Below are 25,087 nucleotides of genomic sequence, written 5' to 3' on the forward strand. Positions count from 1 at the left end.
GCCGCGTAGCGGCCGGAGAGGGGGCAGCGCCAACGTATGTGATCGAGGCGCCAAAAGATATTCAGCTCCGCGTCATTCCCCTCTCCGTCTCGGCTTCGCCGAGCCACCTCTCCCCCGCCTCCGCGGGGGCGAGGAACGGCGTCAGGGCATCGACGCTTTCTACAATTTGAATTATTCTCCGCGCCAACCGTCCCCAGAACGTTTCGCTAGGAATTCGGCACTATCATCCGGGGTCGGTGTAGGATTTCCGCGGCGCTGATCGTCCTACGGACGAAGCGCTGCAAAGAGCATGGTGCTAAAAAGGGCCGGACCCGGTTTTGGACAAGACCATGCTCCAACATAGTGTCAGTGCATGGCCGCGTAGGAGTTCATCATGGCGCCCAGGGCAAGTTGGAAAGGTTACCTCAAGCTCAGCCTCGTCAGCTGTCCGGTCCGGCTTTACCCGGCCACCAGCGCGAGCGAGCGCATTTCGTTCAATCAGCTGCACAAGAAGACGCACAACCGCATCAACATGAAACCGGTCGATCCCGAGCTTGGCCTTGTCGAGCGTTCGGACCTCGTGCGCGGTTACGAGTACGAGGACAAGCAGTACATCATCATCGATGATGCCGACCTCGATGCGGTCCGGATCGAATCCAACCACACGATGAACATCGAGGCCTTCGTCGACGAGGACGAGGTCGACGTCATCTACCAGGACGCGCCCTATTATCTCGCGCCCGACGGCGCCATGGCGGAGGAAACCTTCGCGGTGCTGAGGGAAGCGATGCGCAAGTCCGGCAAGCTGGCGATCGCCCGCCTGGTGCTCTCCAGCCGCGAGCGCGTGGTGACGATCGGACCGCGCGAGAACGGCATGTTCGTCTGCACCTTGAGAAACCCCAACGAAGTGCGCGGCACGGCTGAATATTTCGGCAACATCCCGGCCGGCAAGCCGGATCCGGAAATGCTCGAGCTGGCCCAGGCGTTGATAAAGCAGAAGGAAACCCACTTCGATCCGAAGAACTACGAGGATCGCTACGAGGTGGCGCTGATGGCGATGATCCGCGAGAAGCTGAAGGGCCACAAGCCGATCATCGCGGCTGCGCCCGAGCGCGGCAATGTTATCAACCTGATGGATGCGCTGAAGGCGAGCCTGTCGCAGCAGGCGAAACCCCCGGCCAAGTCGAAGAGCAAGGCCGAGGAAGCGCCGGCGAAGCCGTCCAAGAAGGCGGCCGCGGGAGGCGCGCTTGAGAACCCGCTGAAGGCGAACCTGTTGAAGGCTGTCGGCAAGAGCAAGAAGTGACGGGAAATGCTGGGCCAGTGATCGTTCCCGGCGCCGTCTTCGGCGTCGTCGGCGCGCTGGCTGCCTTTCCATTGCGGCTCGCCGCGCGCGAGGTCGGGCGCCGCCATGCGGAGCTGAGGCGCGGCGTCACGCGCCGCACCACGCACGTCGTGTTCGGCCGCGCGCTTCTCGCCAAGGCGGCGAAATCCGGCGATGCCGAGATCGAGCGCCGCGTGAAAGCGGAGCGCGAAGCAGGCCGCCAACTCATCAGCGAGAACGGCTTCCTGCGCCTGCTTGGACTGATGAAGGCGCCCGATGCCTCGTCGCTCTCCAGGCAATCGCTCGTCGACCAGTCGCGGCTTGGCGGCGACGATCTCGACATGCTGTCACTGTTCGACGCCTTCGAGCATGATGGCGAACCTTACTCCTTCCGAGACCTGATCCTGGCCCGCAAATATGCCGGGCTGATCGCCAGCGGCGCCACCTGGGGCGCGATCGCGCGCTCAGTGCATCGCTCCGGCCCGGTCGCCTCGCTCACCGCCAAGTCGCTCAATCTCGGCTCGCAGCATGGCCGCCCGGATGCGATCTATCTCGACGAAGGCAGGAGCGAGCTCGACGGCCAGCTTTTGTTCGACCTCGGTTCACCCGAGGATGACACGCTGGAGGAATTATTCGCCGAGGCCGAGGTGGCAGAAGAGGAGGGGCGCCACGACGATGCGGCCGCGCTCTACCAGCGTTGCCTGGCGATCGATCCCAAGGATGCGATTGCCGCCTTCAACCGCGCCAATTGCCTGCGCGGCGCCGGCCGGGTTACCGAAGCCGCGCATGATTATGCCCGCGCGATAAAGCTCGACCCCGGTTTCGTTGAGGCCTGGTTCAACCTCGCCGGTCTGATGAGCGACGAGGGCAGGGTGGCATCGGCGCGAAGGCACCTCCAGAAGGCTGTTGCGCTCGACAAGAGCTATGCCGATCCGGTGTTCAACCTCGCGCGCCTGGAGTTCGATGCGGGCAATCTGGCCGAGGCTCGCCGGCTGTGGGTGCGATATCTGGAGCTGGATGCGGTGTCCGAATGGGCGCGCACTGCGCAGAAGGGGATCCAGTTCGTGGATCTGCATATGGCGCGGACGGCGGGGTGAGCGCCTTTTCCTTCTCCCCTTGTGGGAGAAGGTGGATCGGCGCGCCAGCGCCGAGACGGATGAGGGGTGCTGGAAGGAATGAGACGTTGGTGACCTTGTCGCAAGTAGGAGTATTGAAGGGCGTATCCGCCAAGCTGGAGCACCCCTCATCCGTCCGAGCTTCGCTCGGCCACCTTCTCCCACAAGGGGAGAAGGAGAGATTGGCGCTCCCATGACCCACTTCCTCTTCGACGGCTTCGACACCGCCCCCGTCACCATCCTGCTCGCCCACGGCGCCGGCGCGCCGATGGATTCCGCGTCGATGGCCGCCACCGCCAAGGCGCTCGCCGCCGCCGGCTTTCAGGTCGCACGCTTCGAGTTCCACTATATGGCCGCGCGCCGCTACGGCCATCGCAAGCCGCCGCCGCGCGCCGAAACGGTGAACCCGGAATATGTGAAGGCGATCGCCGATCTGCGCGCCAAGGGCGTGACCGGCAAGCTCATCATCGGCGGCAAGTCGATGGGCGGGCGCGTCGCCTCCATGGTCGCCGACGATATGTTCGCCAAGGGCGAGATCGCCGGGCTCGTCTGCCTCGGCTATCCGTTCCATCCACCGGGCAAGCCGGAGCAGTTGCGGACAAAGCATCTGATCAACTTGAAGACGCCGACGCTGATCTTCCAGGGCACGCGCGACGAGTTTGGCACCAAGGAGGAAGTCGCGACCTACGGCCTTTCTCCTGCCATCGAGATGATCTGGCTAGAGGACGGCGACCATGATTTGAAACCACGCAAGGCGATCTCGGGCTTTTCGACGGGCGATCATCTGAAGACGGTAGCGGAGACGATCAAAATCCGGATGGCGGACTGACTACGCCGCCAAGTCTGGCGAGATTCAGGTCAGGCCGAGTCGAAAATGGTGGTTTCCGAGAACCGGAGCGGAGCGTACTTAAAGTACGTGAGCACCGGAAGCGCAGGAAGCCGCCATTTGCAGGCCGGCATCACCTGAATATCGACAGACTTGATGAAACTCGCCACCTTCAACATCAACAACATCAACACCCGGCTGGACAACCTGCTCGCTTGGCTCGCCAAGGCAAAGCCCGACGTCGTCTGCCTGCAGGAACTGAAGGCGCGCGACACGCAGTTTCCGCTGACCCGGCTCGCCAACGCCGGCTATGGCGCTGTGTGGAAGGGCGAGCCGACCTGGAATGGCGTCGCGATCCTCGCGCGCGGCGCCGAGCCGGTGCTGACACGCGATGCGCTGCCCGGCGACGATGCCGACCGCCAGGCGCGCTACATCGAGGCGGCGGTCGACGGCGTTGTCATCGCCTGCCTCTACGCGCCGAACGGCAATCCTCGACCGGGCCCGAAATTCGACTATAAGCTCGCTTGGCACGACCGCTTCGCCGCGCATGCGGGTGAGCTCCTCGACACCGGCCTGCCGGTGGCGCTCGCCGGCGACTTCAACATCGTGCCCGAGCCGCGCGACATCTATGAGACCCGCTCCTATGACGAGAACGCGCTGGTGCAACCCGAAAGCCGCGCCGCCTTCGCCGCGTTGATCGCGCAGGGCTGGACAGACGCGTTGCGAAAGGTTTTTCCCAAGGAGGAGAGGCTCTACACTTTCTGGGACTATCGCCGGAACCGCTGGCCGCGCGACGCCGGCCTGAGGCTCGACCACATTCTGTTGTCGAAGAAGCTCGCTCGAAAACTGAAAGGGGCGGGCATCGACCGCGAAGTGCGGGGAGGGGACAATCCAAGCGACCACGCGCCGGTCTGGGTGGAGTTGGCAACCTGACCTTCTCCCGCAAGGTGAGAAGGGAAAGCTGGCGCTGTCCCGCCAGCATCTCAATCCTGACTCGTCCATCGCAATGACGCTAATCTGCTGCAAACTTGGATGGGGGGACAATTTCATGCACGCGGTCTTGAACGGCGATCTCCAGCCATCGCCTCTCCGCCATGGCTGACACCGCCCTCGTCGCGCTTATCTCAGCCCTCGTCCTTGCCGGCGCCATCGCTCTCATTGCGATCGCGCTGCGCCGGCGCCGCAAGCGCCGCAGGGCGCGCGGCAATCCCGATCCGGCGGGCGACTACGTGCCGCGCGCCCACTGGGCGCCGACATCCGGCAAGCTCAACTTCTCGTCCTTCGTCTACATGGATGTCGACGGCGACGGCGCCTATGGTCAAGCCGACCGGCCGATGGCGGGCATCGTGGTGCGGCTCTATGACGAGCGCGGCATTTTCCTGGCTTCGGCGCGCAGCAACGCCGCCGGTTTCGCCAATTTCCCGATGTCGTCGAAGCGCCGCAGTGCGGCGATCCAGCGGCCCGACAGCTACCGCTTTTCCGTCTCGGTGCCGCCCGGCTGGCGCGCCAGCAGCGCCAACCAGGACCAGCCGGTGCGTATCGCGGATGCGCCCGGATCCATGGTTGGCCTCGCCGGCGAGGCCTTGCCGAAGCCGGTCGGGCTCGCGCCGGGGCGGACATTGAACGGCAGGACGCTGGCCGCGACGGGCGTTACGCTGTCGGTCATGGCCAAGGGTCAGTTGCTTGAGAGCCGGGCGCTGCCCGCCGACGCGGCCTTCCGCTTCCCGCTCGGCGTCGAGGCCGATGAAATCGTCATTGCCGGTTCGGGGCTCGACCGAAGGCTCAAGCTGTCGGCTTACCCGGTCGATCTCGGCCTGTTGGCGCGCGGCGCGCTCTCGCCCGGCGCGGCGCTCAGGGCCATCGGCTTCGACGACATAACCCCGCGCGGCCTGTGCAAAGTGCCGTCCGGCCACGCCGGGCTCGACTGGCGCAATCTCAACGCCATGGCGCGCGACCACACCGCCAACAGTGAGGGCTATGTCAACGGCAATGTCTCGGGTGCTTACATCGCCTATACCAGCAGCGGCCATCCGGCCGAGTTCGGCCGCGATGCGCCCTTCGGCTTCCACTCGGTGATGCTGACCGCGGCCTGGCTGGCCTCGGAAGGCGAGACCGCGCTTGTCGAAAGCTGGTTAGGGGAGGAACTGATCGCCAGCGATGAGATCGCGCTGTCGGCACTAGCACCGGTTCAATACGCGCCCATGTTGCAGGCGGTGACGCGTGTGCGCCTGTCGACAAAGCATTACTGGCAGATGGTACTGGACGATCTGGTTCTGGCGCTTTGACTTATGCTGACCAAAAGTGCCGAAATTCTTGCGATATCTCAAGCAAGGCTAACCCGCGCCGCCCCAAGGTCTGCAACGCGTCTTTGGCTCAGAATACGACGGAAGCTGCGCCGTTAGCGGTGATTGCCGAAAGCCTGTCCTTCTTGACCAATGTCGGCCTCACATAGGTCTTCTTCATCTACGCTCTCCCAAAGATTGCGCCGCTCGATCTCAAACACACGTTCGCCGTCAAGTAAACTCCCGGGCAAGTCCTTCCCCGTTGCGCATTCCTGCTACTGTGCGGAAATTAAATCGTCAGGTTCAAACACCAGCGCTGCCGCCGTTGACCACCGGCGAACCCGCCACCACCGCCGAAAGCTTGCCCTTGCGGACAAGAATCGGCTTCTCGTAAATCTTCTTCATCCCAAATTCCCCCCGTTAGTCAGTGCCGGCAAAAGCACCGATGATTTCATCAAACCGGCGAAGGCAGCGAACCCGCCACAACCGCTGAAAGCTTGCCCTTGCGGATCAAAACCGGCTTCTCGTAAGTCTTCTTCATAAGATTGCTCTCCTAGAAATCCCCGGCGGATAATCTCACATAGGCAATTTCTGTCAATCACCGGCTCCAGCGGGCTGTTCTGCTCCTGGGGATAGCGTTCTACTGATAGAGCCGCCGCCCAATAGTGGGCGACCGCGCCGGCCGGAACCGGATGCGAAGGATATCGTCCGGCGAAGCTGTGTGACGTCTTGCACTTAGCCTTGGCAGCAAGCTCGGCTAGGATGCCGAGGCCGGCCCGCTGCCGCCGGTTGCAACGCGGCGGGGCGATGGGGGAGACCGATGAAGAGATCGACCGAAAGGCTGCTGGCGCTGGCGATGTTGAGCGTCGGCATTGCCTGTTTCGCCAAGCTCTATGCGGCGCTGGGCGGCAGGCCGACGGCGACGGCGCGCCTGGAGGTCTTCGGCGCGGCCGGCGTGTTGTCGGTCCTTGCCGGGCTGCTTTTCCTCGCCGGGCTGCTGCCGGCCGCCGAGCATGATCCGCCCGCTCCTTTGTTCGGCCGCGACGCCGGGATCGCGCCGGCCGGCCATCCGCGGCTGCGCCGCGCAGCGCTCGCTTTGCCGCTGTTGGCCCTGATCGTCATCGTCGCCGACCAGTTCGGTTGGCGGGCGCCGGGCGCCGAACCGGCGAAGGAAGTCGCCACCGCGCCGGCAGACTCGGCGCCTCGGCCGCCCGAGCCGGAGGCGAGCGCAAAACCTACCACGCCCGAGTCGAGCATCGAGCCAGCCTTGCCCGTACCCGCACAGCAAGAGGCTGCAAAGCCCCCGTTGCCCGAGCCGGTTGCGGCTCCCGCTCAGCCGGCGCAGACAGCCGCTCCACCGGCCGAGTCCGCGCCGCCGCGGCCTGCCCAGCCGGCAGAGCCGGTCCAGCCAACCCAGCAGACGGCGCTCGCTCCCGCAACGCCGCCGCCGCAGACGGTGGCGCCGCCTCCACCGGTGCCGCCGGCCCAGCCAACCGCGCTGGAAGGCCACCGCGACGCCGTCGTCTGGCTGGCGGTGTCGGCCGACGGCCACCAGATCATGAGCGCCAGCACCGACCGCATGATCAAGCTCTGGGATATCGACGGCAAGCGGCTGATCCGCGACCTTGGTGAGCACAAGGACATGGCGCGCAGCGCGCTTTTCATGCCCGACGGCAAGACCGTGCTCACCGCCGGCGACGACGGCGAGATCGTGCTGCGCCAGCTATCCGACGGCACGGTGCTGCACGTCTTCTCCTCAGGGGCAAACGGCGGCGTCAGGCAACTGAAGATCAGCCGGGACGGCAAGCTCGCCGTTAGCGGTCACGACACCGGTTCCGTCGTCGTTTGGGACCTGGGGAAGAGAGCGGTCTTGCATGTGCTGTCGGGCCACGACTGGTCGGTGAGTTCCGTCGCCATCTCGCCCGACGGCACCAGGGCGCTCACGGGCAGCATCGACGGTGAGCTGAAGCTCTGGGATATCGTTGCGGGCAAGCAGTTGCGCAGCTGGCTCGGCCACGAGCGAGGCGCCTATGGCGCGGTCTTCCTGGCCGATGGCCACCACGCGGTGACCGGCAGCGGCGATTACACGATAAAGCTTTGGGATCTCGACACCTTCAAGGAGGTCCGCCGCTTCGAGGGGCATTCCGGCACAGTCTATGCGCTGGCGTTGTCGGCCGACGGCAAGCGCCTCGGCTCCGTCTCGCTGGATGGCACCGCCAGGATATGGAACATGGACACCGGCGCCGAGATCGCCGAATTCGATCCCGGCACTGGTCCTATGTACTCGGTCGCCTTCGCCGCCGACGGCACGCTATTGACCGGCGGCATCGACCGCGCCATCCGCGACTGGCCGGCGGCGGGCGGGGATGGCACGGTGCTGTTTGCCGGGGCGCCGGAGTGAGTGTGACGTTGGAGGTGGGCGAAAAGCGGCCTCGACAGCCGATCTCGCCCAAGTGGGGAAAAATGCCCGGCAGAGCAGATGGGGCGCCACGAACGGCGCCTGTCAGAAGGAGACCTGTACAAGGACTCTCCGAGCAGCCATCGTCGCCGCATGAGCAACACTGCCGAATCCACTTATTTTGTCCTGCAGCAGATCGATCCTGCGACCGGTTCGGCTATCGCTGAGGCGGTTCTGGGTTGCGGCAACACACAACTATCAGGCTCATGGGAATTGGACCCGGGAGATATTCAAAGGCTGGGCGCGATATGCATCCCACCTCGCGAGCTTGATCCGAGGCTCAATCGCATCGAGCCCTGGCATCCGATCCGCGAGACACCGTATCTCGTTCACACGAATTTCGAGCTGCCGCTGATGCTTGAAGGTCGCAAGCCTCTGGCGGTGTTCCAAGACGCCTATCCGGTGGAGTGGTTGACGGAAATGCTGGCCCGCTTCGACCCGTTCGTCCGTTCGGGTCGGTTAGTGCGCCGCATAATCGACACGCCCTTCACCGAGGCCGAGCGCGCCCGCTTCCCAAAGTTCGAAAGATGGCGGCGCGCCTTCTTCGTACTCCCCGGCGAAGAATGGCGAATAGACGCACATCTGCTGGCATCGAAAGTCTCCGCCAAGACCGGCTGGAACGAAGCCCTCGAACGGATGGAGGGCTCGCTTCTCGGCTATGAGGATTGGCAGAATGATTGGTGGATTGAGCGTGGAGCACGAGGGCGAGAGGCGGGCATTCGTCCGGAAAAATGAATAGCGCCCTTGGATTACCTGACAGGCCGGCTGGACAGCCCCCTGGCCTGCCGGGCATCTCCCCCGCAAGGAGGAAGATTGGCAGTTCCTGCGACGGCACCCTCTCTGCAGCGTCGCCGATTGGCGAAAGCCGTCGCGACATCCAATCTCCCCCCTTGCGGGGGAGATGCCCGGCAGGGCAGAGGGGGTGTGACGGAACGCAGCTTCTGTAAGGAAATTCGATCCCCATCATGCTCCACCTCGTCGAAGCCTCGATCGCCGATCTGCGCCGCGCGCTGGAAGATGGCACAATCACCAGCGTCGAGCTTGTCGCTGCGTATCTGCGGCGCATCGCCCATTACGACCGCCACGGCATCGCGCTCAACGCCGTGCCCGTCCTCAACCCGAAGATGTTCGAAGAGGCGGAAGCATCCGACCGGCGCCGGCGCGAGGGCAAGACGCTCGGATCGCTCGACGGCATCCCCTACACCGCCAAGAACAGCTACAAGGCGAAGGGCCTGACAGTTGCAGCCGGCTCGCCGGCCTTCGAGCATCTCACGGCGAACGAGGACGCCTTCACCATCGCCAGGCTGCGCGCCGCCGGCGCGGTGCTGATCGGCCTCACCAACATGCCGCCGATGGCCAATGGCGGCATGCAGCGCGGCGTCTATGGCCGCGCCGAAAGTCCGTATAACAAGGATTTCCTCACCGCCGCCTTCGCCTCCGGCTCGTCCAACGGCTCGGGCACCGCGACCGCAGCCAGTTTCGCCGCCTTCGGGCTCGGCGAAGAAACGTGGTCGTCCGGGCGCGCGCCTGCCTCCAACAACGCGCTGGTCGCCTACACGCCTTCGCGCGGCGTGATCTCGGTGCGCGGCAACTGGCCTTTGGTGCCGACCATGGATGTGGTCGTGCCGCATACGCGCACCATTCCCGACATGCTGGAGCTGCTCGACGTCATCGTCGCCGACGATGCCGAGACGCGCGGCGATTTCTGGCGCGTGCAGCCCTGGGTGCAAATCCCGAAAGCCTCGGCGCTGCGGCCGGCGAGCTACACCACGCTTGCCGTGCAGGGTGCGCTCAAGGGCAAGCGGCTCGGCGTGCCGAAAATGTATATCGGCAAGGATGACGGCGCCGACCGCCCGATCGAGACCCGCGCCTCAGTACTTGAGCTCTGGCGGCAGGCGGCGCGCGACCTTGAATCACTCGGCGCCGAAGTGGTTGAGGTCGATTTCCCTGTCGTCTCCAACTACGAGCGCGATCGTCCGGGCGCGCTGTCGATGGTCGACCGCGGCCTTGTGCCGCCGGAATTCGCCGAACGCGAGATCTGGGACCTGTCCATCTGGTCCTGGGACGATTTCCTGCGCGCCAATGCCGATCCGGTGATCCCCGATCTCGCTTCGGTCGACGGCGCAAAGATCTTCCCGCAGCCGCCGGGCACGTTGCGCGACCGTTACGGCGAGGCCGATTTCGAGCTGGCGCAGTATGTCGAGCGAGCGAAGCGCGGGGTGGCGTCGCTTGCGGACATTCCCACCATCGAGGCGGGCCTGAAAGGCCTGGAAGTAACGCGCCGCGCCGACTTCGAAGACTGGCTCGATGCCAACCGGCTCGACGCCGTGGTGCTGCCGGCGGTCGCCGATGTCGGTCCGGCCGATGCCGACATCAACGAGGCTTCCGCCCGGCTTGCCTGGCGAAACGGCACCTGGGTCGCCAACGGCAATCTGGTCTGGCGGCATCTCGGCATCCCGACGGTGACGGTGCCGATGGGCACCATGGCCGATATCGGCATGCCCGTCGGCCTCACCTTCGCTGGCAAGGCTTATGACGACGTGGCATTGCTGACGATCGCCGGTGATTACGAGCGCTCCACAAGGCGCCGCACCGTTCCGCCGCGCACCCCGGCGCTGGCCGATGACGTGTTCGAGGGCAGGGGCGCGTCGAGTCGTGTTGGCGATCCCCTGCTCACGCTGGTGCTCACGGCTGAGACGACCCGCGCCGGCGACACCGATGAGATCGCGATCGCGCTGGAGACCGGCGACGCGGCGGTGGTGAAAGTCCACGTCAACGGCGAGCCGGTTTCAATGCAAGGCAGCGCTAACCGATTCACCGGTCGCGTGATCGTACCGGCCACGACCCATCAAGGCTTCCACAGCGTCTGGCGCGGCGCCTATGGCTCCATCGTCACGGCCATTGTGAGGTCGCAGGATGGGCGCGTCAGCGGGGCCTATAGGGTGACGGGTGGGATTGGATAGCTTCCTCCTTCACAAGCGGAGAGGAGAAGATCGAGCTACTCGGTCCAATCCACCACCAGCGCCACCACCCCGAACAGCGCTCCAACCGCGCACACCGCGTTCCAGCCGCCCCAGGTCCAGGCGATGCCGGCAAGCAGCGAGCCGATCGCGCCGCCGATGAAGAAGATGCCGACGAACAGCCCGTTGATGCGGCCCCGCGCCTTGGGCTGCAGGAGATTAACCGCACGGCGGCCCAGCGTCTGGTCGCCGGTGACGCCGAAATCGAGCAGCACGGCGCTGACACCCATCAGGATGAGCGGCAGCCATGCCCCGGCTTTGGCCGCCCCGGCCCATGCGGCGAGGCCGAGCGCCGCAATCAGCACGAGATGGCAGAGGATCGTCGCGGTGCGCGTAAGGCCGCGGTCGCCGGCGCGGCCGAAGATCGGCGTCACAGCCGCGCCGCCGGCGCCGACAAATGCGAACAGCGCAATGCCTTTCTGGCCAAGGTCGAAAGGCGGGGCGGACAGGCGTAGCGCCACCGCCGTCCAGAACACGCTGAAAGTCGCCATGACCAGGCTCGCGGTGAAGGCACGACGCCGCAGCACCGGCTCTTGGGCTAGAAGCCCGACCAGCGAGGCTATGAGCCCCGCATAGCTCGTACGCGCCAGTGGCTTGCGCCTTGGCAAAGCGAGGCCGAGCAGGATGGCGAGCAGCGCCAGTGCCGCGGCGCTGATGCCGTAGAAGGCGCGCCAGCCGAAGGCGTCGGCGACGAGGCTGGCGATCGGACGCGAGAGCAGGATGCCGATCATCAACCCGCTCATCACGTCACCGATAACGCGCCCGTCCTGTCCCGGCGGCGCCATCGAGGCCGCGACCGGCACCAGCACCTGAATGCAGGAACAGGCCGCCCCAAGCACGAACAGCACGGCAAGCAGCGAGGCGGCCGACGGCGCGAATGAAGCGACCGCCGCCGCCAGCGCAGCCGCGCACAGCATGCGCAGCGCCAGCACACGGTTCTCGACCAGGTCAGACAGCGGAACCAGGAAGAACAGTCCGGCCGCATAGCCGAGCAGGGTGGCCATCGACACCAGGCCGCTTTCCGATGCCGCCGCGCCCAGCGACGGTCCGATCAGCCCGACCAGCGTCTGCGGCGCGAACAGATTGGTGACGATGATGCCGACCGAAGCGGCGAACAGCAGCGTCTGGGATCGGGTGATCGTGCCGCCGCCGGCATGCGGCGACGGATCGGCGAACTTGGCCGTCGCGATCCGGGCGTTGTCGGTTCCGTTCATGCGTAGCCTCGCTGTTTGCATATCTCGCGAGGACTTTATTCGCGCTGATCATATGCTACAATTGAAATGATTTGATAATGATTATGCGAGATACGCATGAACATCCATGACCTTGAGGCCTTCGTCGCCGTCGTCGAAACCGGCTCCATCGTCGGCGCCTCTGCCAGGCTCAGTCTCACCCAGCCCGGCGTGACGCGCCGGGTGCAGAATCTCGAGGAGCGGCTGGCGACGCCTTTGCTCGACCGCCAGTCGAAGCCGCTCAAACCCACCGCATCGGGTCGCGAGGCCTATGAGCATGGCCGTCGGGTGCTGCGCTCGCTGGAGGATCTGAAGGCGGGCGTCTCGCCGGCCGGCGAGGTGAGGGGCGAGTTCCGTCTCGGCATCATGCCTTACCTCTCGACCAGCGCGCTGTCGGAGCCGCTCGACGGTCTTCGCGCGGCGTTCCCGCAACTGACATTGAAGATCACCTCCAGCCTGTCGCCGCGCCTGGTGGAGCAGGTGCTGCACAGCGAGATCGACGCGGTCGCCGTCTGTCTAGCCGAGGGCGTCGCGCCGCCGCCGGAGCTCGTCGGCGACGACCTCGGCGTGCAGGCGGTGCTGCTGGTGGCCGCGCCAAGCCTCGGCGTGCCGAAGCCGGCCGAGCTCAACGATCTTGCGCGCTACCCCTGGGTGCTCAACGAAACCGGCTGCGGCTTCCGCGCCTTCATCCGCCATCGCTTCGAGGCGGCGCGGCTGCCCTTCCATGTCGGCGTGGAGGCGCAGGGCGCGGATCTGAGGATGTCGTTGGTGGCGCGCGGCCACGGCATCGGCGTCGTCACGCCCGGCGCGCTGTCGGGCAGCCAATGGCGCGACGCGGTCGAGGTGGTCGACTGCCCCGGCTTCAAGCCGCAAGTGCGCTGTTGGTTGCTCCACCGCCCGCCGGCCGGCAGGCTGGCGCGCCCGATCGCGGTGTTCCGCGACGCGCTGGTCGAGGCGCTGAAGGGCCCAATGCCGCTGATGTCGTAGAAGCCAGGTGCCTTATCTTCCCCCTGACAGTGGAAAAAGCGATTTCAACATCTTGGCAAAGCGAAGTGTTAGAGACTGCCAGAGGGAGTGGGTTGCACCGTCCGTCGAGTTCGCTATCTCCGGGTCTTGTGATCGGGGCAGGGAGGCGAGCCACGAATCCCAAAACTTCTGCTGCATCGAGACGAACACGGGCATCACGTCATAGCCATCGTCAAATATATTGACTAAGTCGCTCTTCTTGGGACGCTCGCCCGTTTTCACTTTGCAGACCACCAATCCTCGACTCATCTCTGTCACGGTGCCTTCAGGGAAAACATTGGCGCTCGCGCCATAACAAAAGGGTAGTAGTCCTTCCACTTCGAGCTGATTGCGGATTTGGCATAGGGCTTCGAAATAGTCGTCTTCTTCAGCAGCGATGACTTTATTGCGATAGCTGCAGGTGAGCCTGCATCGGGTCCCCGCATCGTGCGGCGTGAACACCGCCTGCTCGTCACCTCCCGTGCCTCCTCCGATCAGGAATACGGTGTATTGTTCATCCATTGTCATCCCCCGATCTCTCGATCATCTTAGTTGTGATTAATCCTGAATGCAACTCGAAATTGTAGATGGTTTGCGCGAGTTGCTGCTTGTTGGCTCCTGCCTCGTCCTTGACCCGCCCCCCACCCACGCTATCTTCGCGCCATGCCAGACACAGCCCCCTCCGCCGCCGCGCCGCTGATCGTCATCGACCTGCAGACCGGCATGTTCGACGGTCGGTTCGATCCGCCGATCCATGACGCCGACACGATCGCCGTGCGTGCCCGTCGGCTGATCGACTGGGCACGGCGTTCCGGCCGCAAAGTGGCGTTCATCCGCCATGACGGACCGGAAGGCGATCCGCTGGCGCCGGGCGCTTCTGGTTGGCCGGTATGGCCGCTGCTCGGTCAGGCCGACGACGAGCCGACCTTCGGCAAGAATGTCGGCAACGCCTTCTCCAACCCTGACCTAGCAGCATGGGTAGCGGGGCAGGGTGCGAGGGACGTTGTGCTCATCGGCGCCCAGACCGACTTCTGCGTCGCCGCCACTGTGAAGGGAGCCTTCGCCGAAGGCCTGGGCGTCACCCTGGTCTCCGACGCGCATTCGACGCTGGATTCACTGGAGGAGAACGCGCCCGACATCATTGCCCGCCACAACAAGGCTTTCGCGGGGCAGGGCGTGCGGATGGCGACGACGGCGGAGTTGATCGAAGGCTGAGCGCGCCTTCCCCTTCTTCCCTTGTGGGAGAAGGTGGCCGCGAAGCGGCCGGATGAGGGGTGTTCCAGGGAATGCCAGCGTCTCACTCCGCTGGAACACCCCTCATCCGTCTTGTCGCTACGCGCCGATCCACCTTCTCCCACAGGGGGATAAGGGAGATCCCCAACCTCAGGAGCTCATCTTGCCAAGTCTTTCTCTTCCCGCCGAAGGAGGCTGCCGCTGCGGCCGCGTGCGCCTGAAAATCTCGGCAAAGCCGCTGCTCACCATGGCCTGCCATTGCACGGGTTGCCAGTCGATGTCGTCCAGCGCCTATTCGCTGAGCGCGGCGATCCCCTCGGAAGGTTTCGAGGTGATGAAGGGCGAGCCGGTGGTCGGCGGCCTGCATGGCGCCTCGAAACATTATTTCTGCGGCTACTGCATGACCTGGATGTTCACGCGGCCGGAGGGGATCGACTGGTTCGTCAACCTGCGCCCGACCATGCTCGACGACCATGCCTGGTTCGCGCCCTTCATCGAAACCTGGATAAGTGAGAAATTGCCCTGGGCGGCGACATCGGCCGTGCACAGCTACGCGACGTTGCCTGCCTTCGAGGAATATGAGCCGCTGGTCGCCGAATACGCCGGCACCCAAGGCTGAGTAAAAGCGGCCGGTCGAAAAGGCGACCCAAGGCGCGGTCGCCGTTGGCGTTTCCGGTCATGGTCGACGCGGCCGTTGGGGGCGCATTGTTGGGGATGTGCTTGGGCGTCCGCGTCGACCACGGCGGCCTCATACCGCAGGCTTCACCATGGCACATTTGCCGCCCGCTGAAACTTCCGCGAAAACGGTATATGGCAGCCGTTGAACTTGCCTTCTTCCATAAGGAGAGAAGGCAAGGCGAAACACTTTCTATCCCTTGCCGCATTGACCTCGTCTGTTCGACCGGCGACGACTGACGCCTTCCTTGTCAGCGGATTGCATCGTGGATCAGACTCATTTTCTCAACGCCAGGCTTGCCGATGGCTCGCTCCGTGACCTCACCGTTGCCGGTGGCCGCTTCAGCGCCATCGCGCTTGCAGCCAATGCGACGATGCCGCCGTCCGGCGCTATCGACCTCGCCGGCCAGCTCGTCCTGCCGGCTTTCGTCGAGGGCCACATCCATCTCGACACCTCCTTCTACGACGATGTCTGGCGCCCGCACATTCCCTGCACCAACGGCTTCGACGTGCGCGAGCGGGTTGCCTTCCAGATGCGCAACCTCGAGCAGGCAGCACCCATGGCGGAGCGGGCGAGAAACCAGCTCGAGCTCTGCGTCGGCAATGGCAGCCTCGCCATGCGCAGCCATGTCATGGTCGACGCCGCGGTCGGGTTGAAGCACGTGGAGGCGATCCTTGCGGTGCGGGAGAAATACCGCCACCTCGTCGACATCCAGCTCGTCGCCTTCCCGCAGAGCGGCATTCTGTCCTCGCCAGGCACCGCGGAGTTGCTCGACGAGGCGCTCAAGCTCGGCTGTGACCTGATCGGCGGGCTCGACCCGGCAAGCTTCGATCGCGACGTGAAGGGCCATCTCGATGTGGTGTTCGGCCTTGCCGAAAAACGCGGCGCCGGTATCGACATCCACCTGCATGACCGCGGCACACTCGGCCTGTTCGAGATCGAGGAGATCGCCGCCCGGACCGCGACAATGGGCATGCAGGGAAAGGTTGTCGTCAGCCACGCCTACGGGCTGGGCGACATCTCCGCCGATGCATTGGCCAAGGCTGGCGAGCGGATCGCCGGCGCCGGCGTCGCCATCATGACCAACGCGCCCGGCGATCATCCATTCCCGCCGGTGGCGGCGCTGCGCAAGGCGGGCGTCACCGTCTTCGCCGGTTCCGACAACATCCGCGATTCATGGTGGCCCTATGGCGATGGCGACATGCTGAACCGCGCCAACATGATCGGCTACCGCTCCGGCTTCTACGAAGATTGGGAGCTGGAGGCCGCCTACGACGTGGTCAGCCACGCCGGCGCCAAGGCGCTGGGACTCGAAGGCTACGGCATCGCTGTCGGCGCCAAGGCGGATTTCGTTGCGCTGAAGGCCGAGCATGTCCCGGAAGCGGTGGTGGCGGTGCCAAAGGATCGCACCGTCTATCGCGCGGGCAGGGAAGTGGCGCGAGGCGGGAAAGTGGGGCCGAAAACCAGGTGAATTAGAAGCCGTTAATTTGTTGCCGAGCTACAACTCGCGCTATCGCCTCCCTCTCGGAGACGTGAATCAACCCATCAAGGCGACCAGCCCAAGCGTCTAACATGCAGGTCATGCAAGCTCCTGGTTTTCATGCAGACCGCGTGGCTGATCCTGCAAACTAATTTGCATGCATATGTTTCAAGCCGTTCCGGCTTCGTGAAGCATTTCACCGTTCGCGCGCAATCCACCGGTTACAGACGCATCGCAAAAGCGACGCCGGGAAGAGGCGGCACCAGTTTTCCGCCGCTGATTTAGGAGGTTTTTCATGTTCAAAAGTCTCAACCGAATCCGCGCCGCCTTCGCGCAGGCCAGCAAGCGCCGCCGCACGGCGCGCGAGCTTAACGAGCTGCCGACGGAGATTCAGAAGGACATCGGCTGGCCTGACAGGACCGAGCCTGACGAGATCCGTTTGCCGTTCTAATCACGCGGCCGCCGGAGCCGGAGCGCCGCGGCCCTGGCAGGCCGATCCGGGTGGCCGCTACGCCAGCCACCACCACAGGGCGCCGATGGCCAGCGCGATCAGAACCGCCACGCCGGCAAGCATCAGATAAGATCCCACGATCATCTCGTTGATGATCTTCTTGATGCTGGCGCGGTCATTGAGGTTGGGGAAGGGTTCGTTGGGCATCGCGACGCCAAGGAAATTGCAGAGCGGCGCCCAGCCGTCGCTGACCTTGAAGACAAGCAGCTTCTCAGGCGGCACCGCCGCCTTCACCTCGTCGACATAGGCGTTATAACGCGCCACCGCTTTGTCGCGGTCGTTCATCACGCCCTTCAGCGTCCGGCCCCAGACCAGCTTGCGCGACATGTCGCCGAACTTGCGGCCGAACGGCGTCAGCCATTCCAGCACCCTGAACTGCCAGACATTCTCGGTGAAGTAGATCGTGTCGATGGTGCTGTCGTACCAGGCCTCGGCTCCGCGCGGATGCAGGGTCAGAAGCACCTTGGCTTCCGGATAGGCGGCCATCAGCTCGCGCCACACGCAGCAGCCCGGATTGTCGACGGTCGCCCGATAATTGGCGAAGACCCGGTTCCAGTCATGCTGCGCGCCGGGCGGGCTGTTCGCCACCTTGCGCCAGAAGTCGAGATGGCCCTTGTTGGCCTTGTTGATGATGACTTCCTGCATGTGGTAGCTCGGAAAGCCGAGCCTGTTCAGCGCGGCGAAAGTCGACCACGTGCCGGTGCGGCCAAAGCCGGCCCCGATGACCTCGAGCGTCATACGCGTTCCCCCATTTGTTCCGGATTGATTTTCTATCAACTTCCAGTTTCTGGTCATAATCGTGCGCTGGCCTTGCCGAGCGTGCAATGGCTTTTCATTAGCATTTGCGAAAATCTGTGGGCCAAATGTTGCCTGGACGATGAGCCATGACCGTTTTGTGTATTCACGCGAAAGGCCAGGCCTGATAATAGGTCAACTAAGCTGACCTAAATAGAAGCACGCTGCGGGAGGTGCGTCTTGACCCTGTTGAACCTTCTGGCCTCGCGTTCCTCGCGCATGAAGGCTTCGGAAATCCGCGAGCTGTTGAAGCTGCTCGACCAGCCCGACATCATCTCCTTCGCCGGCGGCATTCCCGACCCGTCGCTGTTTCCGGCCGAAGCCATCGGCGATGCCTACCAGGCCGTGCTGGGCGGCAAGGAGGCGGGCGCCGCGCTGCAGTACCAGGTCAGCGAGGGTTTCCTGCCGCTGCGCAAATGGCTGGCCGCCTATATGGGCAAGCTTGGCGTTCAGTGCGACGAGGGCAACATCTTCATCACCTCCGGCTCGCAGCAGGCGCTCGACTATCTCGGCAAGCTCTTTTTGTCCCCCGGCGACACTGCGCTGGTGACATGGCCGACCTATCTCGGTGCGCTGCAGGCCTTCAACGCCTATGAGCCGCGCTACGACCGGCTGAACCCCGCCGGCGGCAACATGACGCCGGAAGCCTATCGCGCGGCAGCGGCGGCAAATGGCGGCAAGGTGAAGTTCGCCTATCTGGTGCCGGATTTCGCCAATCCGACCGGCAATACGCTGGATACCAAGCAGCGCGAGACGGTGCTCGACCTCGCCGGCGAGCTCGACATCGCCGTCATCGAGGATGCCGCCTATCGCGCGCTGCGTTACGACGGGGAGGGCGAGCCGCCGATCCTGGCGCTCGACTGCGCCCGCACCGGCGGCATCGATCATGCGCGCACGCTCTATTGCGGCTCCTTCTCGAAGATACTGTCGCCCGGCATGCGCGTCGGCTGGGTCTGCGCGCCGCGCCATGTGGTGGAAAAGCTGGTCCTGATGAAGCAGGCCTCCGACCTGCACAGCCCGTCGATCAACCAGATGGTCATGCACCGCGTCGCCGAAACCATCTTCGACGCCCAGGTGGACAAGCTGATCGGTGCCTACCGCAAGCGCCGCGATGCGCTGCTTTCCGCGCTCGAAGCCAATATGCCCGACGGCATTTCCTGGAGCCGTCCGGACGGCGGCATGTTCGTCTGGCTGACGCTGCCGGAAGGCACGGACGCCACCGAGCTCCTCGCGCGTTCGGTCAAGGAGGCGCGCGTCGCCTTCGTGCCGGGCAACGCCTTCTACGCCGACGGCACCGGCCGCAACACGCTGCGCATGTCGTTCACGCTTGCCGACGATCGCGCGGTGAACGAAGGCGTGCCGAGACTGGCAAAGCTGCTGCGGGGTTAATCTCCCCCTCAAGAGGGGAGATCAGCAGCCGCTATCACCGTCCACTCGCGCAGGCGTGATTGGTAGTGCGCAGGCGTGATTGTCCGCACGGCCGATTCCTCGGCTAGTGTCGCGGCCGATCCAACACCCCCTGGATCGACCCGATCGTGGGGTCCCACCTCCATGGTCCGAACGAAAGAGCCCCGACGGCCTTCACCGGCGGGGCTTTTTTGTTGCTCAGGCAGCCGGCTGCGCTAGCTTGCCCTTTTTCGGGCCGCTTTTCGGCTACGCTGCGTCATTCAGGGAGGATCAGATGACCTTGCGCCTCGGCTTCACCATGCTTGCCCTTGTCGCCTTCGCCACCCAGGCGTCCGCCTTCGAGATCTCCAGCCCCTCCGTGTCGAACGGCAAATGGGATGCGAAATATCTCGGCGACAAGCCCGGCTGCGGCGGACAGAACGTCTCGATAGCGCTTGCCTGGAAGGATCCGCCGGCCGGAACGAAAAGCTACGCGCTCACCATGTTCGACACCGATGCCAATGGCGGCAAGGGCTTCTGGCACTGGTTGGCCTGGAACATTCCGGCGAGCGCCAAGGGTCTGCGCGAAGGCGCCGGCGCGCAGGGCGGCAAGCGCATGCCCAAGGGCTCCGTGCAGGGCAAAGGCGGCGGCAGTCGCGCCGGCTATTTCGGTCCGTGCCCGCCGCCCGGCAGCGGCGACCATCACTATGTCTTCACGCTCTATGCGCTGAGTGAAAAGACATTGCGCATACCGGCCAACCCCTTGCCGGAGATGATCTCGGTCGCCGCCAAGAGCTCTGCGCTCGGCCAGGCGACCGTGACATACACATATGGGAGGTAACGGGCGGCCAATCTCCCGCACGAGGGCGAGATTACATTACTCCGCCGCTTGCAGCTTATCCTGCGTCTTGGTCTCGAAGTCGCTGGCGTCGTGGCGCTCGCGCAGCTGGAAGGCCGGATCGCCGGACATGCGGTTGACCATGCGGCCGCGCTTCACCGCAGGCCGCGCGTCGATCGCGTCGGCCCAGCGCTGCACGTTCTTGTATTCGTGCACCGAGAGGAACTCGGCGGAGTTGGTGTAGCTGCGGCCCTTGGCAAGCCCGCCATACCAGGGCCAGACCGCAATATCGGCGATCGTGTAGTCGGGACCCGCGAGATATTCGCTCTCCGCCAGCCGGCGGTCGAGCACATCCATCTGCCGCTTGGTCTCCATGGCGAAGCGGTCTATGGCGTATTCGATCTTTTCGGGCGCATAGGCATAGAAATGGCCGAAGCCGCCGCCGAGATAAGGCGCCGAGCCCATCTGCCAGAACAGCCATGAGAAGGTTTCCGCGCGCGCCGCGCGTTCGGTCGGCAGGAACGCGCCGAACTTTTCGGCAAGATAGGTCAGGATCGAGCCGGATTCGAACACGCGCACCGGCTTCGGCTCGCTGTGGTCCATCAGCGCCGGGATCTTCGAATTCGGATTGACCTCGACGAAGCCCGAGCCGAACTGGTCGCCGTCGCCGATCTTGATCAGCCAGGCATCGTATTCCGCACCCTTGTGCCCGAGCGCCAGAAGCTCCTCCAGCATGATCGTCACTTTCTGGCCATTGGGCGTGGCCAGCGAGTAGAGCTGCAGCGGATGCTTGCCGACCGGCAGTTTCTTGTCATGCGTCGGGCCCGCGATCGGCCGGTTTATCGAGGCGAACTCACCGCCATTCGGCTTGTTCCAGGTCCAGACTTTCGGCGGGACGTATTGGTTCATGTTGAAGGCCTTGTGTTTCGTGAACTGCGGGCATCTGCCACGGATGCCGATAGACTTAGGTGCGGTTCCGCGCGCGTCAAAGAAAAAAGTTCAATCTTCGTTGAACTAGCGCTTATGCCAGCTTGGGCGAGGGGAAATCCGCCCTTGCACGGCGCTCCTTCGGCCATACTTATAGGCAGAGACCCGCAACGCAGGATGGATCGATGACCATCGAGAAAATTTCGCGCTCCGTTGTTGCCGTGCGCGCCACGGTTCCGGACGACGCCTTCACCGCCAATGCGCTGGGCACGCGCCGCGAGGGCAGCGGCGTGGTGATCCGCGACAATGGGCTGGTGCTCACCATCGGCTACCTCATCACCGAGGCCGAGGAAGTGTGGCTGACCGACCAGGATGGCCGTGTGGTGGCCGCGCATGCGCTGGCTTACGACCAGGAGACCGGCTTCGGCCTCGTGCAGGCGCTGTCGCCGCTCGGCCTGCCGGCTGTCCAGCTCGGCAATGCCAGGAAAGCCAAGATCGGCGATGCCGTGACGCTCGCCGACGGAATCGGCCAGCAGGTCGATGCCCACATCGTGACCAAGCAGGAATTCGCCGGCTATTGGGAGTATCTGATCGACGAGGCGATCTTCACGGCGCCCGCGCATCCGTCCTGGGGTGGCGCCGCGCTGTTCGACCGCGCCGGCAAGCTGCTCGGCGTCGGCTCGCTGCGCCTGCAGATGAGCCGCGCCGGCGAGGTGGCCGACATCAACATGGTCGTGCCTATCGATCTTCTGACGCCGATCCTCGACGATCTGATCAAGCGCGGCCAGGCGGCGAAGGCGCCGCGTCCGTGGCTCGGCGCCTTCTCGGCCGAGTCGAACGGCATGGTGGTGGTGATGAGCGTCGCCGAAGGCGGCCCGGCCGCACAGGCGGGCTTGCGCCAGGGCGACATCATCTCCGATGTGCGCGACGGCGAAGTCGATGGTCTGGCCGATTTCTACAGAAAACTCTGGCAGAACCCGGCCGGTGCGGAAATTCCGCTGCGCGTCGTGCGCGACGGCCGCGAGACATGGCTGCGCGTCAAATCCGCGGACCGCAATTCCTTCCTGAAGAAGCCGCAGCTGCAGTAGGCTCGGAGCGCCGGTGCATCCCAGGTTGCTGAAAACCTTTCTCGCGGTCGCGCGTACCCGCAACGTCACGCGCGCGGCGCAGGAGATCTATCTCGCCCAGTCGAGCGTCAGCGACCAGATCCAGGCGCTGGAGACCGAGCTTGGCGCCAGTCTCTTCACCCGCTCGCGGCAGGGGCTCACCCTGACGCCGGCCGGCGAGGCGCTGAAACCTTATGCCGAGGAACTGCTGGCGCTCGCCGGCGACGCGCGGGCCGCCATCGATGCCACGAGGGCCGGGACGGCCGGCACAGTGTCGATCGGCGCGCTGGAGACCATCGCCTCGGCAAGGCTTGCCGGCTGGCTTGCCGGCTTCCGCGCCGGTCATCCGGACATCGACATCAAGCTGAAGATAGCCGGAAGCGGCGAGTTGCTGCGCAGGCTGGGCGACGGCGAGATCGACGTCGCTTTCTGCTTCGAGCGGCCCCCAGAGATCGATGTTGGTGAGACGGACCGCCGCCTTGCCAGGCGCGTCGTGGCGGTCGAGCCGCTGGCGCTGATAGCGCCGCCCGGCGACAATCGCGCGGATGTCGATCTGGCGACGCTGGCCGAGAAGCATTTCGTCGCCACCGAGACAGGCTGCGTCTACCGCGCCATGGTCGACAAGGCATTCGCCGAGGCAGGCCTCGGCAATCCCAACCTCGCCGCCGAAGCCGGCAGCATCGACGCAATTGCCGGGCTGGTGGCGGCCGGCGCTGGCTTTGGTCTCGTTCCGCGGATCGCGGTCGCCGCCGCGATCGAGCGCGGCGAGGTGGCCGAGCTTGCCTGGCCTGGGGCGGTCCGCTCGGCGGACGTGGTGATGATCTGGCGCCGCCGGCGCGTCCAGCCGCCGGCGCTGAAGGCACTGCTCACCGCTTTAGGGCAGGGCTTCACCTTGGTCACGCCAGGCGGTGCCCGCCCTCGACATGCAGCGTCTCTCCCGTCGTAAAGCCATTGCCGATCAGGAAGCGGATTGCGTCGGCGATGTCCTCCGGCTTTCCGACCCGACCCACCGGCAGTCGTTTCGCCATCGCCGCAAGCGTGTCGTCCTTTCTGTCGCCGGCGACGAACTCCCAGATCGGCGTGTCGACCCAGCCGGGCGAGACGGCGTTGACCCGGATCGGCGCCAGTTCGACGGCCAAAGCCCGCACCAGCCCGTCCAATGCGGCGTTGACGGCGGCGACGACCGCGCCGCGCGCCGCCGGCCGGTTGGCGGCAATGCCCGAGACGAAGGTGAGCGAGCCGGCTGACGGCAGCTTCGGCGCGCCGTGCTTGGCGAGCAAAAGCGGCCCGTAGAACTTGCTCTCCACCACCTTTTGCGCGGCTGAAAGCTCGATCTCGGGCAACAGCCGGTAGGCGCCCTCGATATCGGCCGCCGTGCTGACGATGTGGTCAAGCCTGCCGATGCGCTGAAACAGTGCGGCGACCTCATCCTCGCGGCTGATATCGACCACGGCTGTTTCGAGCGTGTCCGGCTGGCCCAGTCCTTCCCGCGCCGCGTCCAGCTTCGCTTCGCCGCGCCCGGCGATGATGACGCGCGCGCCTTCCTCAAGGCATCGCCTGGCGAGCGACAGCCCCATGCCCGAGCTGCCGCCGGCGATCAGGATTTTTTGCTTCTCCATGTCCATGCCTTTCCTTTGCATGGACATGGCTTGGCAGGTCGCCGCGCGAAGCGGAAACGGAAGAAATCGATGGTGGTATCGGAGCCTCCGATGGCATCATGTACCGCCTGCTGACAGAAACTGGCACCAGGGCAGCGCTACAAAGCATCGGAATCATCCACACTGTTGCGACGAAAGACGAGGTGACGATGGCGCCGATCAAGGTCGATCCGAACAAGGTGCGCGAATTCGCGGATGCCGAAAGCTTCTATGCCTGGCTTGCCGACAACCACGCCAGCGAAAGCGAGGTCTGGATCAAGATCCACAAGGTCGGTTCTGGTCTCGCCTCGATCACGCCAAAGGAGGCGATCGACGTCGTGCTTTGCTTCGGCTGGATCGACGCGGTGCGCAAGTCGCTCGACGAGAGGAGTTTCCTGCAGCGCTACACGCCGCGCGGCAGGAAGAGCATCTGGAGCAAGATCAACATCGACAATGTCGCGCGCCTGATCGAGGCGGGCCGCATGACCGAGCATGGCCTCAAGCAGGTCGAGGCCGCCAAGGCCGACGGTCGCTGGGACCGCGCCTATGGCGGATCGAAGGAGATGACCATCCCGCCCGACCTGCAGGCCGCGATCGATGCCGAACCGAAGGCGAAAGCGGTGCTGGAGAAGCTTTCGGCACAGAACCGCTTCGCGCTCGCCTTCCGCGTCCACAATATGAAGACCGAGGCCGGCCGCAAGAAGAAGATTGCTGATCTGGTGGCGATGTTGAAGCGCGGCGAGACGATCCACCCGCAGAAGAAATAAGGCATGATCCCGAAATGGTTGCAGGGTTGCCCACTAAGTCCGCAAACAAAAACGCCGCCCGGGAGGGAGGGCGGCGTTTTCGGGAAGCGATGATCCTGAACCCTTGGCAAGCGGTCTCGGATCATCCGGTCATGAAGGCCGCAACGCGTCAGGCCTTATGCGGCCTTCTTCGCAACATGCTTCTTCATCACATGGTGCTTGCGCACGTGGTGCTTCTTCACGTGATGATGCTTGCGAGCATGATGACGGTGGTGCTTCCTGAGCTTCTTGTGGGGGCCATTGGCGGCAGGCTTCGCCGTCTCGGTGGCCGAGGCCGGAGCAGTGGTCGTGGCAGTCGTCGTGGTCGCAGCGGGTGTGGTTGCTGCGGCGTTGGCTTCGGTGGTGCCGAGCGCCGGCACCGCGAAAGCGAGGGCGATGGCCAGGCCGAGTGCGGAAAGAAGGGTCTTTTTCATAATCGGCGTTCCTTGAGTTGGACTTTTGTCGCGCGCCGTAA

The 25,087-nt window shown here is 64.7% G+C and carries 26 protein-coding genes; 18 read left to right on the forward strand and 8 right to left on the reverse strand.

Annotated elements, in window-relative coordinates:
* Positions 1 to 373: 373 nt before the first annotated feature.
* From LB525_RS10710 to LB525_RS10730, 5 genes are all read left to right on the forward strand, one after another.
* Positions 374 to 1,282, forward strand: a complete 909-nt coding sequence (locus LB525_RS10710) for a Ku protein (RefSeq protein WP_224544594.1) — start codon at positions 374 to 376, stop codon at positions 1,280 to 1,282.
* 17 nt (positions 1,283 to 1,299) lie between these two features.
* Positions 1,300 to 2,397, forward strand: a complete 1,098-nt coding sequence (locus tag LB525_RS10715; protein ID WP_411971020.1) for a tetratricopeptide repeat protein — start codon at positions 1,300 to 1,302, stop codon at positions 2,395 to 2,397.
* 211 nt (positions 2,398 to 2,608) lie between these two features.
* The gene (locus tag LB525_RS10720) at positions 2,609 to 3,244 is read left to right on the forward strand and encodes an alpha/beta fold hydrolase (protein WP_224544596.1); all 636 of its coding nucleotides are present in this window, start codon (positions 2,609 to 2,611) and stop codon (positions 3,242 to 3,244) included.
* A 153-nt stretch (positions 3,245 to 3,397) separates the two neighbouring features.
* Positions 3,398 to 4,174 (forward strand): exodeoxyribonuclease III, encoded by a 777-nt coding sequence (locus tag LB525_RS10725; protein WP_224544597.1) that lies wholly within the window; start codon positions 3,398 to 3,400, stop codon positions 4,172 to 4,174.
* Between the two features lie 161 nt (positions 4,175 to 4,335).
* On the forward strand, positions 4,336 to 5,526 hold the full coding sequence (locus tag LB525_RS10730; RefSeq protein WP_224544598.1) for a hypothetical protein: 1,191 nt from the start codon (positions 4,336 to 4,338) through the stop codon (positions 5,524 to 5,526).
* 88 nt (positions 5,527 to 5,614) lie between these two features.
* Here the strand turns inward: LB525_RS10730 and LB525_RS10735 are convergent, their stop codons facing one another.
* On the reverse strand, positions 5,615 to 5,704 hold the full coding sequence (locus LB525_RS10735) for a putative RiPP precursor (RefSeq protein ID WP_140840613.1): 90 nt from the start codon (positions 5,702 to 5,704) through the stop codon (positions 5,615 to 5,617).
* 122 nt (positions 5,705 to 5,826) lie between these two features.
* Positions 5,827 to 5,928, reverse strand: a complete 102-nt coding sequence (locus tag LB525_RS10740; RefSeq protein ID WP_224544599.1) for a putative RiPP precursor — start codon at positions 5,926 to 5,928, stop codon at positions 5,827 to 5,829.
* 415 nt (positions 5,929 to 6,343) lie between these two features.
* On the opposite strand from LB525_RS10740, the gene LB525_RS10745 reads away from it, so the two are divergent.
* The 3 genes from LB525_RS10745 to LB525_RS10755 all read left to right on the forward strand — a co-directional run bounded on the left by LB525_RS10745 (position 6,344) and on the right by LB525_RS10755 (position 10,944).
* Positions 6,344 to 7,924: a WD40 repeat domain-containing protein gene (locus LB525_RS10745; protein WP_224544600.1), complete on the forward strand. Its 1,581-nt coding sequence runs from the start codon at positions 6,344 to 6,346 to the stop codon at positions 7,922 to 7,924.
* A 150-nt stretch (positions 7,925 to 8,074) separates the two neighbouring features.
* Positions 8,075 to 8,716: a hypothetical protein gene (locus LB525_RS10750; RefSeq protein WP_224544601.1), complete on the forward strand. Its 642-nt coding sequence runs from the start codon at positions 8,075 to 8,077 to the stop codon at positions 8,714 to 8,716.
* A gap of 230 nt (positions 8,717 to 8,946) precedes the next feature.
* On the forward strand, positions 8,947 to 10,944 hold the full coding sequence (locus tag LB525_RS10755; RefSeq protein ID WP_224544602.1) for an amidase: 1,998 nt from the start codon (positions 8,947 to 8,949) through the stop codon (positions 10,942 to 10,944).
* Between the two features lie 35 nt (positions 10,945 to 10,979).
* Here the strand turns inward: LB525_RS10755 and LB525_RS10760 are convergent, their stop codons facing one another.
* Positions 10,980 to 12,215, reverse strand: a complete 1,236-nt coding sequence (locus LB525_RS10760) for an MFS transporter (RefSeq protein ID WP_224544603.1) — start codon at positions 12,213 to 12,215, stop codon at positions 10,980 to 10,982.
* A gap of 96 nt (positions 12,216 to 12,311) precedes the next feature.
* On the opposite strand from LB525_RS10760, the gene LB525_RS10765 reads away from it, so the two are divergent.
* Positions 12,312 to 13,220, forward strand: a complete 909-nt coding sequence (locus LB525_RS10765; RefSeq protein ID WP_224544604.1) for a LysR family transcriptional regulator — start codon at positions 12,312 to 12,314, stop codon at positions 13,218 to 13,220.
* Between the two features lie 12 nt (positions 13,221 to 13,232).
* On the opposite strand, the gene LB525_RS10770 is transcribed toward LB525_RS10765, so the two are convergent.
* Positions 13,233 to 13,760, reverse strand: coding sequence for a hypothetical protein (locus LB525_RS10770; protein WP_224544605.1), 528 nt, complete (start codon positions 13,758 to 13,760; stop codon positions 13,233 to 13,235).
* A 141-nt stretch (positions 13,761 to 13,901) separates the two neighbouring features.
* On the opposite strand from LB525_RS10770, the gene LB525_RS10775 reads away from it, so the two are divergent.
* From LB525_RS10775 to LB525_RS10790, 4 genes are all read left to right on the forward strand, one after another.
* Entirely contained in the window at positions 13,902 to 14,453 is a 552-nt protein-coding gene (locus LB525_RS10775) for an isochorismatase family protein (protein WP_224544606.1), read from the forward strand.
* A gap of 181 nt (positions 14,454 to 14,634) precedes the next feature.
* A complete protein-coding gene (locus LB525_RS10780; RefSeq protein ID WP_224544607.1) occupies positions 14,635 to 15,090 on the forward strand; it encodes a GFA family protein in 456 nt (151 codons plus the stop codon).
* A gap of 322 nt (positions 15,091 to 15,412) precedes the next feature.
* Positions 15,413 to 16,618, forward strand: coding sequence for an amidohydrolase family protein (locus tag LB525_RS10785; protein ID WP_224544608.1), 1,206 nt, complete (start codon positions 15,413 to 15,415; stop codon positions 16,616 to 16,618).
* A gap of 304 nt (positions 16,619 to 16,922) precedes the next feature.
* The gene (locus LB525_RS10790) at positions 16,923 to 17,078 is read left to right on the forward strand and encodes a DUF1127 domain-containing protein (protein ID WP_095768360.1); all 156 of its coding nucleotides are present in this window, start codon (positions 16,923 to 16,925) and stop codon (positions 17,076 to 17,078) included.
* Positions 17,079 to 17,135: 57 nt separating this feature from the next.
* On the opposite strand, the gene LB525_RS10795 is transcribed toward LB525_RS10790, so the two are convergent.
* Positions 17,136 to 17,876, reverse strand: a complete 741-nt coding sequence (locus LB525_RS10795; RefSeq protein ID WP_224544609.1) for a sulfotransferase family protein — start codon at positions 17,874 to 17,876, stop codon at positions 17,136 to 17,138.
* Positions 17,877 to 18,152: 276 nt separating this feature from the next.
* Between LB525_RS10795 and LB525_RS10800 the strand changes: the two genes are divergently transcribed.
* Entirely contained in the window at positions 18,153 to 19,322 is a 1,170-nt protein-coding gene (locus LB525_RS10800; protein ID WP_224544795.1) for a PLP-dependent aminotransferase family protein, read from the forward strand.
* Positions 19,323 to 19,614: 292 nt separating this feature from the next.
* Positions 19,615 to 20,160, forward strand: coding sequence for a YbhB/YbcL family Raf kinase inhibitor-like protein (locus LB525_RS10805; protein WP_224544610.1), 546 nt, complete (start codon positions 19,615 to 19,617; stop codon positions 20,158 to 20,160).
* A gap of 36 nt (positions 20,161 to 20,196) precedes the next feature.
* On the opposite strand, the gene yghU is transcribed toward LB525_RS10805, so the two are convergent.
* Positions 20,197 to 21,066 carry a glutathione-dependent disulfide-bond oxidoreductase gene (gene yghU, locus LB525_RS10810; protein WP_224544611.1) on the reverse strand — a complete coding sequence of 290 codons (870 nt, stop codon included), beginning with the start codon at positions 21,064 to 21,066 and terminating at the stop codon, positions 20,197 to 20,199.
* A 203-nt stretch (positions 21,067 to 21,269) separates the two neighbouring features.
* Here yghU and LB525_RS10815 point away from each other — a divergent pair, with 203 nt between their 5' ends.
* Complete coding sequence (locus tag LB525_RS10815) at positions 21,270 to 22,172, forward strand: S1C family serine protease (RefSeq protein WP_095768364.1); 903 nt, start codon at positions 21,270 to 21,272, stop codon at positions 22,170 to 22,172.
* Positions 22,173 to 22,185: 13 nt separating this feature from the next.
* A complete protein-coding gene (locus tag LB525_RS10820) occupies positions 22,186 to 23,136 on the forward strand; it encodes a LysR family transcriptional regulator (RefSeq protein ID WP_224544612.1) in 951 nt (316 codons plus the stop codon).
* Here the strand turns inward: LB525_RS10820 and LB525_RS10825 are convergent.
* Positions 23,087 to 23,815, reverse strand: coding sequence for an SDR family oxidoreductase (locus LB525_RS10825; RefSeq protein WP_224544613.1), 729 nt, complete (start codon positions 23,813 to 23,815; stop codon positions 23,087 to 23,089). The genes LB525_RS10820 and LB525_RS10825 overlap by 50 nt on opposite strands.
* A gap of 182 nt (positions 23,816 to 23,997) precedes the next feature.
* Between LB525_RS10825 and LB525_RS10830 the strand changes: the two genes are divergently transcribed.
* Positions 23,998 to 24,594, forward strand: coding sequence for a YdeI/OmpD-associated family protein (locus LB525_RS10830; RefSeq protein ID WP_224544614.1), 597 nt, complete (start codon positions 23,998 to 24,000; stop codon positions 24,592 to 24,594).
* Positions 24,595 to 24,749: 155 nt separating this feature from the next.
* On the opposite strand, the gene LB525_RS10835 is transcribed toward LB525_RS10830, so the two are convergent.
* Positions 24,750 to 25,046, reverse strand: a complete 297-nt coding sequence (locus tag LB525_RS10835; RefSeq protein WP_224544615.1) for a hypothetical protein — start codon at positions 25,044 to 25,046, stop codon at positions 24,750 to 24,752.
* Between the last annotated feature and the right edge of the window lie 41 nt (positions 25,047 to 25,087).

It is taken from the genome of Mesorhizobium sp. CA16 (assembly GCF_020165175.1).
In the GTDB taxonomy this organism is placed as follows: domain Bacteria; phylum Pseudomonadota; class Alphaproteobacteria; order Rhizobiales; family Rhizobiaceae; genus Mesorhizobium.